Source organism: Planktothrix sp. FACHB-1355 (assembly GCF_014748295.1).
In the GTDB taxonomy this organism is placed as follows: domain Bacteria; phylum Cyanobacteriota; class Cyanobacteriia; order Cyanobacteriales; family Aerosakkonemataceae; genus Aerosakkonema; species Aerosakkonema funiforme_A.
The window spans coordinates 1-10210 of record NZ_JACJUP010000102.1 but is presented as its reverse complement, the minus strand read 5'-3'; the positions used below and the strand labels follow the sequence as shown (position 1 = coordinate 10210).

At 43.4% G+C, this 10210-nt stretch carries 7 protein-coding genes and 1 pseudogene; 6 read left to right on the top strand and 2 right to left on the bottom strand.

Annotation, left to right across the window (positions count from 1 at the left end):
- The first annotated feature begins 384 nt into the window (after positions 1-384).
- The 3 genes from H6S82_RS07300 to H6S82_RS07290 all read left to right on the top strand — a co-directional run bounded on the left by H6S82_RS07300 (position 385) and on the right by H6S82_RS07290 (position 3115).
- Complete coding sequence (locus tag H6S82_RS07300; protein WP_199315142.1) at positions 385-2577, top strand: flotillin family protein; 2193 nt, start codon at positions 385-387, stop codon at positions 2575-2577.
- A 128-nt stretch (positions 2578-2705) separates the two neighbouring features.
- A complete protein-coding gene (locus H6S82_RS07295) occupies positions 2706-2909 on the top strand; it encodes a type II toxin-antitoxin system HicB family antitoxin (RefSeq protein WP_190462762.1) in 204 nt (67 codons plus the stop codon).
- A gap of 50 nt (positions 2910-2959) precedes the next feature.
- Positions 2960-3115: a type II toxin-antitoxin system HicA family toxin gene (locus H6S82_RS07290; protein ID WP_199315143.1), complete on the top strand. Its 156-nt coding sequence runs from the start codon at positions 2960-2962 to the stop codon at positions 3113-3115.
- A gap of 128 nt (positions 3116-3243) precedes the next feature.
- On the opposite strand, the pseudogene H6S82_RS07285 reads toward H6S82_RS07290, so the two are convergent.
- Positions 3244-3348, bottom strand: a pseudogene (locus H6S82_RS07285) (Uma2 family endonuclease); the annotation flags it as partial.
- Positions 3349-3503: 155 nt separating this feature from the next.
- On the opposite strand from H6S82_RS07285, the gene H6S82_RS07280 reads away from it, so the two are divergent.
- Positions 3504-5291, top strand: a complete 1788-nt coding sequence (locus H6S82_RS07280; RefSeq protein WP_322111853.1) for a serine/threonine-protein kinase — start codon at positions 3504-3506, stop codon at positions 5289-5291.
- Between the two features lie 53 nt (positions 5292-5344).
- On the opposite strand, the gene H6S82_RS07275 is transcribed toward H6S82_RS07280, so the two are convergent.
- Positions 5345-5644: a 30S ribosomal protein PSRP-3 gene (locus tag H6S82_RS07275; RefSeq protein WP_190462764.1), complete on the bottom strand. Its 300-nt coding sequence runs from the start codon at positions 5642-5644 to the stop codon at positions 5345-5347.
- A 113-nt stretch (positions 5645-5757) separates the two neighbouring features.
- Between H6S82_RS07275 and H6S82_RS07270 the strand changes: the two genes are divergently transcribed.
- Positions 5758-6582, top strand: a complete 825-nt coding sequence (locus H6S82_RS07270; RefSeq protein ID WP_190462766.1) for a TIGR01548 family HAD-type hydrolase — start codon at positions 5758-5760, stop codon at positions 6580-6582.
- Positions 6583-6923: 341 nt separating this feature from the next.
- On the top strand, positions 6924-10210 hold a 3287-nt coding region (locus H6S82_RS07265), incomplete at its 3' end, for a serine/threonine-protein kinase PknK (RefSeq protein ID WP_191056115.1).

Below are 10210 nucleotides of genomic sequence, written 5' to 3'. Positions count from 1 at the left end.
GAAGAGTTAGAATTTGCACAACTGGGCGATCGCGGAACGAGTATTCGGATACGTTAAGAAGGGTATAGAAAAGTCAAAATTCAAAAGTCAAAAAGAAGAGGAAAAAGGGAAAATATTAATTCTTCCGCTCCCCCACTGCCCCACTGCCCCACTCTCCCGTTATTCCCCTCTTGCCATTACGAGAAGTTTAAGAATTCGGGTGAAGACTTAGGGAATTGCTAGCGTAGGGATACTCAGATCTTGAACCAGGCGTCGAAACCGGGTTTCTTGGAAATTAAAGCCAAGAGCCTAGATTTTTCGTTAAGAAACGCGGTTTCTCAGGTCTTGTTGACAGTAGTGCAAGATATGAGGATACCTACTCCCTGTTTAGGGATGATTTTTTTTATGCAAAATTTGACAAAACCTCGTAGAATCGTGGGATTGGCGGCATCGGTAGTGGCTTCGATCGCCATTTCCAGCGGCATCAACTCTGCCAACGCGGCGGCACTCAAAACCAGCCAAACAGAAAAACCAGCATCGATAAGTCTTAACGCAACTCAGACACAGCCAGAAGAAATCATTAGACCTCTGGAGAAAAGAATCTCAGGGACAGGCAAGATGCCTATCCCACAAGAGTTTTTGGAGAGGTCTATTGCACAGCAGGTGCAAACCAATAGCACCCATTATCGAATTCAACGCGCAGATATGTGGGGACTCATCCCCATCATTGTAGTTGGCGGCGTCATCGTCTGTATCCCCATATTCTTTGGCGGACTCGTCGTTATCGGCGAACGAGAAGTCGGCGTTGTGGTCAAGAAATTTGCCCTGACCGGTCGCGGACTTCCCCCAGGACGACTGATAGCTTTAAACGGCGAAGCTGGATATCAAGCCGATACCCTTGCACCTGGGTGGCACTGGGGCTATTGGCCCTGGCAATTTTCAGTTCGCAAAGAATTAGTCACCGTCGTATCCCAAGGGGAAATCGCCCTTATCGTCGCCGCCGATGGTGCTTCTATCCCGCCGCAACACATCTTGGGTAAAGTTGTAGATTGCGATAACTTTCAGGATGCCCGCAAATTCCTCAAAAACGGCGGCGAAAAAGGGCGTCAGCTAGGCTTTCTCACGGCGGGTACTTACCGCATCAATACTGCTTTGTTCAAAGTCATCACCACCGCCAACGCAACTAAAGAAGGTATGAGTAGCGAACAGTTGCGCGTCTACACGGTTGCATCGGACAAAGTTGGTATCGTCACCACCTTAGATGGTATTCCCATCTCGGAAGGCGAAATTGCCGGAGCGGTTGTTCCCGGACACGATAATTTCCAAAACGGTCAGAAATTCATCGCAGCTGGTGGAAGACGCGGTTTGCAAGAGCAAATTCTGCTGTCCGGGTCTTGGAACTTGAATCCTTGGTTTGTGCAAGTCGAACAAGTTGCCATGACGGAGATTCCGATCGGCTATGTCGGTGTGGTAATTTCTTATGTTGGCAAAGCGCACGAAGATGTCAGCGGCGCAGCTTTCACTCACGGCGATTTGGTGCGTCCGGGACACAAAGGCGTGTGGACGGAACCGCTTTACCCAGGCAAACACCCACTGAATACCCGGATTATGAAAGTGGAATTAGTCCCGACAACGAATATAGTGTTGAACTGGTCGGCGAGAACAGAACGACATAACTACGATTCCAAACTGGAATCGCTGACTGTGCGTTCTACTGATGGTTTTGCGTTCGATTTGGAAGTTGCACAGATTATTCACGTCGGTGCATTGGATGCGCCGAAGGTAATTTCCCGCGTTGGCGCGATGCAAAATCTGGTAGATCATGTATTAGAGCCGACGATCGGCAATTACTTCCGCAATTCCGCCCAAGCTTACACGGTGTTGGATTTCCTGAGTGCTAGAAGCGAACGTCAAGCTGAGGCTTCCGAGTATATTAAAACAGCTTTGCGGAGTTACGATGTGCAGGCGATCGATACTCTTATTGGCGATATTCAACCGCCAGCACAGTTGATGCAAACGCAGACCGATCGCAAAATAGCAGAAGAACAGCGCAAAACCTACGAAGTGCAGCAAATGGCGCAAACGCAACGCCAGCAACTCGTGCGCGAAACTGCCTTAGCCGACATTCAACAAGAAATGGTGAAATCCGAACAGAATGTCAGCATTGCGGAACTGAAAGCCAAAGCGCAAATCAAACAAGCGCAAGGTGAAGCGGAAGCCACAAAACTGCAAGCGGCGGCTGAGGCGGCTTCGATTCGCGCTACGGGTACTGCGAAAGCGGAAACCTATCGCGCCGGTGTGGAAGCCTTGGGTTCGCAAGGTTACACGGCGATGCAGCTAATGCAAATTATCGGCGATCGCAAAGTCCGTTTAATTCCCGATGTTCTCGTCAGCGGTAACAACGGCGGTAACGGTTTAGTCGATGGTTTGCTAACAATGCTGTTGTGGAATCAAGCAGGCAAATCGAATAATTCTACCCCGCCAATTCCACCAGAAACTAACGGCGAATTACCAAATTCAGATACCGTTCCCGTAATTCCCGTTGAGTTCTTACCCGAAAAAGAAAACGGTCAAATCAAACCGCCAACAGTTCGATAATTAAGTAAGGTGGGCAGTGCCCACCTTAGTTAACTTTCTCGCGCCCAGGTTTGAACCTGGGCGCGAAGTTTAAGGACGCTCTTATTCTGCTATAATCAAGAAAACTCTGATTCTTTCTAAAGATAAACATGAAAATAAAAGCAATTATACATCCCGCTGAAGAAGGAGGATATTGGGCAGAAGTTCCCGCCTTACCAGGATGTATTACTGAAGGTGATACTTATGAAGAAGTTATCTTTAACTTACAAGATGCCATTCAAGGTTGGTTAGAAGTGGCTAACGAAATTCAGGTGAATAACGACTCAGAAAAAGTGGTAGAAATTTTAGTATAAAGTCGATATCCGGGAAAAAGCTTTGTAAAATAGTTGAGGAAAGAGGATGGTTGTTAAAACGAATTACCGCCAGCCATCATATTTATCAAAAAGATGAAGTAAATGAGATTTTATCTATTCCCGTTCATAGCAATAAAGATTTAAAAATAGGCACATTAAAAGCTTTGATGAAAATAGCAGGTTTGACAGAAACCGATTTATTATAAATAGAGTCAGATTTGCAAGCAACTATATAATGTGTTGCACATTCTCAAACGTTTGGGAGAAATTGCGATCGCGTGAATTATTTATTACCTCTTCATCCGTGCGATCGATCCGTAGGTTGGGTTGCTGTCATAGGAAAAATTTGACCGTCAATGTATTCGCTTTTATAGTCAGCTACTTCCTCCAGTGCTAGGTATTCTTCTGGGGAGTAATATTGCTGTTCGGTAAGCTGCATAGTTTGAGAAAGCAAACGCTTCATCTTAGTATAACATTGGCGATCGCAATATTGTATGGACAATTATAACGATGAGTTGTTTTTCCTGGCAGTTAATTTAAAATAGAATAAACGCAGGTGAGCGTCCAAACTATCGACTACTTAAACCTCATATTGTGACACAAGATTTGCCACTCAAAGAACGTTACCGCTTGGTTAAACCAATCGCGCAAGGCAGATTTGGCAGAACTTTCCTGGCTGTTGATGAAGCTCAATCTCCTGCATCTCCTTGTGCGATCGAACAATTGCAGCCTCAAGAGCAAACGCCAGCAGCTTTAACAAAATGTGCTGAATTATTTTATCGGTCAGCGCAACGACTGGAAAAATTAGGCAAACACCCACAAATACCGGCAGTTTTAGATTACTTTACAGCAGCGGGAAATTTCTACTTGGTGCAAGAGTTTATTGATGGCAGCAATTTGGCAGAAGCAGTTGAGTCAGAGGGTGTTTTTAAGGAATCTCAAATTTGGCAACTTTTAGATGAGTTGTTGCCAATCTTGCAGTTTATCCACTCACAGCAAGTAATTCACGGCGATATTAAACCACAAAATATCATTCGTCGCAGTTCGGACGATCGCTTTATATTGGTTGATTTTAGTGCTGCTGAAGCGGTGAATATCGGCACGAGTAGCGGTAGTGCGGAATATGCCGCACCGGAACAAGCGCAAGGAAAGGCGATTTTTGCCAGCGACCTTTACAGCTTAGGAGTAACTTGCATTTACCTGCTGACGGGGATTTCTCCGTTTAATTTGTTTGATGTGGGGAATAATTGTTGGGTTTGGCGACAGTATTTGACGGATAATGTGAGCGATCGTCTCTCTTACATCTTAGATAAATTACTCCAAAATACCGTTAACCTTCGCTTTCAATCTGCTGACGAAGTTATGCAAACAATCGGTATCCAATTCAAAATCCCAAATCCCAAATCCCCAATCGAAAATCCTGCTTGGCGCTGCATACACACCCTCACCGGACATTCAGGTTCATCTGCTTGTGTGAATGCAGTTGCGATCGGCCCGGATGGTAAAATTATAGCCAGCGGTGGCGATGACAAAACTGTTAAATTGTGGAATTTAGAGACTGGGGAATTGATTTTTAGTCTCTCCGGACATTCGCACTTTGTTAAATGCGTTGCCTTTAGTCCGGACGGGTCAATTTTAGCAACGGGAAGCGACGATCGCACAATTAAATTGTGGCACGTCAGCACAGGTAAGGAAATTGCCACCCTCACCGGACATTCTCACGCTGTTAAATCACTCGCGTTTAGTCCATCCCATCTCACAAGCGGGACGCCTGCGCTACTAGCCAGCGCAAGTTGGGATAAAACAATTAAATTGTGGGATATCAATAGCAAACAAGCTATTTGCACATTAGTTGGGCATCAGTTGCAGGTGACTGCCGTTGCTTTTAACCCATATAATGCCACAGGCGGGACGCCTGTGCTACTCGCCAGTACCAGTTTCGATCGAACTGTGCGATTGTGGGATTTAACTTCTGTCGATCGTTCCGAATTTTGCCCCCAACTTCGTTATACCCTTGCAGGTCATTCCTGGCCGGTCTTTACCGCCGCATTTAGCCCTCAAGGTAATCTCCTCGCCACCGGTAGCGACGATAAAACCGTCAAATTGTGGGACTTGAAGACCGGACGAGAAATCCGCACGCTTGCGGGTCACTCTTGGACAGTCGTCGCACTTGCCTTTAGTCCTGATGGCGAAATGTTGTTTAGCGCCAGTTGGGACAAAACTGTAAAAATATGGAGGGTAAGCAGCGGTGAAGAAATTGCCACCCTCGCCCAGCATTCAGATTCCGTTTCTGCACTTGCGATTAGCCCTTATGGAAATATCCTTGCCAGCGGTAGCAAGGACAAGACCATCAAAATATGGCAACTTGTTGGCAAATTTTAGCTTAAACAGCATTTATCCCGCACCACACCGTCTAGCGGTCGGTGTGCGGCAGTTCACGCGCTACCTGTAAAAGCTACTTCTGGGAATTTACCCTGAGCTTCAGACATCGGGCGACGTCTGCCTTCTTCCTGCCAGTAGTTAATCACTTCTGTCGCTTTGTTGAGCAGCTCGACACGTTCGTGCTCGGAGATCCAATGTTTGGCTTCCAGCTCGCTTTTGAGTTCTTCCCAAGCATCGTTCCTGGGCCAGAAAAAGTATTTTGTTAAAGGGCTGGTTCCTTTACCTACAACTTGGTCAACAGCGATCGCTACATCTTTCTCCAGCCAGAGAACCTTTAAAATGAACCTCGACAATCACACCTCCGAGTTCGACTCAGACTTTCAGTTACTGTACAACCTTACTATAATAGCGTACTGATTCCTTCGCTCAACAAATCCATTCCCAAAATATTACCAGGTGCAGAACATTGACCCAAGAAACTAGCCGCCAATCAAACTCCACCGATGCGATCGTCATTTTCGATATTGATGGTGTCGTCCGCGACGTGGCGGGGTCGTATCGCAGAGCGATCGCCGATACGGTAGAGCATTTCACTGGTGGCGCTTATCGCCCAACACAAACAGATATGGACAAGCTCAAGTCGGAAGGCATCTGGAACAACGACTGGGAGGCTTCCCAGGAGTTAGTGTATCGATATTTTGAGGAACAAGGCCAGCAACGCCATCAAGTTGCGTTAGACTACCAAATCCTCATCGACTTTTTCCAGTCCCGGTATCAGGGGCCAGATTCTCAAAATTGGACAGGTTATATATGTGACGAAGCGTTATTGCTACAGCCAAGCTATCTGGAAAATTTGACCGCAGCTGGCATTCCTTGGGGCTTTTTTAGCGGTGCGCCCTGCGCCGAAGCTGCTTATGTTTTGTCAGGACGCCTCGGTTTAAACTCGCCGGTACTGATCGCGATGGAGGATGCACCCGGTAAACCCGATCCTACAGGTTTGTTAGCAGCTGTGCATCAGTTGGAGAATCAGTCATCAATAGATACTGCAACACCCGTTATTTATGTTGGCGATACGGTTGCCGATATGTTGACTGCCGAGAAGGCGCGTTTAGTCCAACCCACTCGCCGTTGGATTGGTGTCGGAATTTTGCCACCCCATCTTCAGCATACGCCCGATCGTCTCGATGCCTACACCGCCAATCTCAAGCAGGCTGGTGCAATTGTAATTTTTAACAACGTGCAAGAGTTGACTCCATCTCGGATTCGCGAATTGTTACAGAGACCTGCATAGTATTAATTTATACATTGCAATGCGGTTGTCCCTCCTACTATTTGCTTGATAATTTAGAGTTATTAATTAAGCTAAATGCTTGTGTGGCAATGCTTTTTCTATGCCATACGCACCATTGACCTTTAGCTCTAAAAAAGTATTTCTATCTGAAATAGGTAATATTTTGTTTTTTTTATACTTATTTTAAATTTGTGCGAAATAGAAAATATATGCGCGACCTCCTGGAATTTACTAATAATTTTTGTTGTTACTTTATATATTTTTAACCCGCTTAAGCTTTGGCGTGTTTATTATTCAAGAAGAAGGTTAGATAAATAACTTTATATCCCCAAAATACAAGTATGATAAAACTGACAGGTTACGATATTTCCGCTTTAATTTATGAAAGTACCAATTCCCTTGTCTATCGAGGACGCCGAAGTCGGGATAATTTACCTGTGATTCTCAAAGTCCTCAAACAAGACTATCCGACGCCGCAAGAACTCACCAGATATAAGCAAGAATATGAAATTACCAGCAACCTCAACTTAGAGGGTGTTGTCAAAGCTTATGAGTTACAACAATATCAGAACACTCTGGTGATGATACTGGAGGACTTTGGCGGCGAATCGTTAAAAATATTGATGAGTTATCGAAAGTTCTCCCTATCAGATTTTTTCGTAATAGCCATTCAGGTAGTTGATATTTTGGGGCAAATCCACCAGCAGAATATCATCCACAAAGATATTAACCCATCGAATATTGTTTTTAACCCAGAAACACAGAAAGTTAAAATTATAGATTTTGGTATTTCCACAGTTTTAACACGCGAGCAACTTACATTAAAAAATCCCAATCTTTTAGAAGGAACGTTGGCTTATATGTCGCCCGAACAGACGGGCAGAATGAACCGATCGCTAGATTATCGCACAGATTTTTACTCGCTGGGAGCCACCTTTTACGAACTGCTGACAAACAAGCTACCTTTTGAGGCGATCGATCTCATGGAGTTGGTGCATTGTCACATCGCCAAACAGCCGCATCATCCTCAGAAAATTAATCCACAAATTCCTAAAGCCGTTGCTAATATTGTCATCAAGTTGTTAGCAAAAACCGCAGAGGATAGATATCAAAGTGCCTGGGGAATCAAAGCCGATTTGGAAAAATGTCTTTGGCAATTACAAACAGGTAATATTGCCGAATTCCCCCTTGGCACCCAAGACATTTCCGATAAGTTTCAAATTCCGCAGAAATTGTATGGCAGAGAAGCAGAAATAGAAACTTTACTCGCAGCCTTCGATCGCGTCAGCCAAGGCGAAATAGAAATGATGTTAGTGTCGGGTTATTCCGGCATCGGTAAATCCGCGCTCGTACAGGAAATTTATAAGCCTATTACCCAGCAGCGAGGCTATTTCATCAGCGGAAAATTTGACCAATTGCAGCGCAATACTCCCTACAGTGCCGTAATTAAAGCCTTTCAAGAATTAGTCGGCCAACTGTTAACTGAAACTGAAACTCAGCTAGATTCATGGCGAAAAAAATTAAGCGCTGCTCTGGGGCAACAAGGTAAAGTAATAGTAGATGTAATTCCCGAAATAGAATTAATTATTGGACCTCAACCAGCAGTGGCCGAACTTGGGCCATCCGAATCGCAAAACCGCTTTAATTTAGTCTTCCAAAACTTCATCCGGGTATTCAGTCAACTGCAACACCCCTTCGTTATCTTTCTAGATGATTTGCAGTGGGCTGACTCCGCTACGCTCAAATTGATAGAGCTGATCGTGACCGATACCTATACTCATTCTCTGTTTCTGATCGGCGCGTATCGAGATAACGAAGTTGATCCCACCCATCCGTTAATGATAACTCTCGATCATTTGCGTTCCCAGTCTGAGCCTGGGAAAGAGGGAGTGATTATCAACGAAATTAGTTTATTTCCTTTGAACATTATCCATGTTACTGACTTAATTGCTGACACTTTGCACGCAAAGCCGAAATCGCTCGCACAATTTGCAGAACTCGTACTGCGTAAAACAGAGGGAAACCCCTTCTTTATCAATCAATTTCTCAATACTTTATATGAAGAAAAGCTACTTGTATTTGACTTAGATCGCAAAATTTGGCAATGGGATATAGCTCAAATTGAGGCGATGGGCATCACTGACAACGTAGTGGAGTTGATGACAGCAAAATTAAAGAAACTCCCAGAGTCAACCCAGCAAGTTTTACGCTTGGCAGCTTGTGTGGGGAATGAATTCGATTTAAAAACGCTTTCGATCATTTATGAAAAATCTGAGACGGAAACTTTTACAGAACTTTTACCAGCTATTCAGGAAGAATTAATTGTGGCGACTTCCGAGTTACAAGCGACAACGGAAGAGAAAGCGATCGATTCTCATTTGGTTATTTTAAATTATAAATTTTTGCACGATCGCGTGCAACAAGCTGCTTATATTCTAATTGATGATGAACAGAAAAAAGCAACTCATCTTAGAATAGGTAGACTTTTGCTAGCAAATGTGCCAGCCAAAGAACGAGCGGAAAGAATTTTTGAGTTAATAGATCATCTCAATGCTGGGCGGGAATTGATAACTGCAAAACCAGAAAAAATCGCTTTGGCCAAATTGAATCTAGAAGCTGGCATAAAAGCCAAACAAGCTACTGCTTATCTTTCTGCTCTAGGCTATCTAAAAGCAGGAATAGAGTTATTGACTGACAATAGTTGGAAAAGCCAATATAAATTAAATTTACATTTGTATAAAGAAAGAGCAGAAGTAGAGTATTTAAATGGTGACTTTACTTACTCAATTAAATTAATTAATTCAATTTTATCCAAAGCAAAAACAACGATTGAAAAAGCAGAAATATACAATTTATTAATTGTACAACACACCCTAAGCGGACAGTATCAAGAGGCTATAAAAGCTGGGAGAAATGCTCTCGCTTTACTAGGAATTGAGTTAGTAACTTCAGATTTTCAAACGGCATTATTTACAGAAATTAATGAAGCAAAAATAAATTTACAAGATCGAAAAATTGCTTCATTACTTGACGCAAACATAATGGAAATACCAGAAAAAATATTAGCTTTAAAAGTTCTGTCAACACTGATAGCGCCAACAAGTGTATCCGATCGAGATATTTACCCTTTAGTTGCTTTAAAAATCGTTAATATTTCCCTCAAATATGGTAATCAGCCAGAATCTTCTTTTGGCTATTCATCTTACGGTCTTATCCTATCTTGCTTTTTGGGAGATTATGAATCAGGGTATGATTTCGCTTTGCTAGCTTTAAAGCTGAGCCAAAAGTTTAACAGCCTAGCTTATAAATGTAAAGCTTGTTTCATGCTTTCCGAATGTTTTAATCATTGGTTTAACCATACGAAGGAAGCCCAGGTTATTTGTAATGAGGGATATCAAGCCGGCTTAGAATGCGGAGATTTACAATTTGCTGGCTACATCCTGGCATCTAAAACATTTCATATGTTCTATCAAGGCAAGAATTTGAAACAAATCGTTCCCGAAGCGGCTAATTATTTAGCTTTTTTACAAAAAACAAATAATTATTTATCAACCGATCTGATGCTGGGATTAGAAATCTCGATATTAAACTTAATTGGGTTGACTGGCGAAAAATTTGTTTTTGCCTC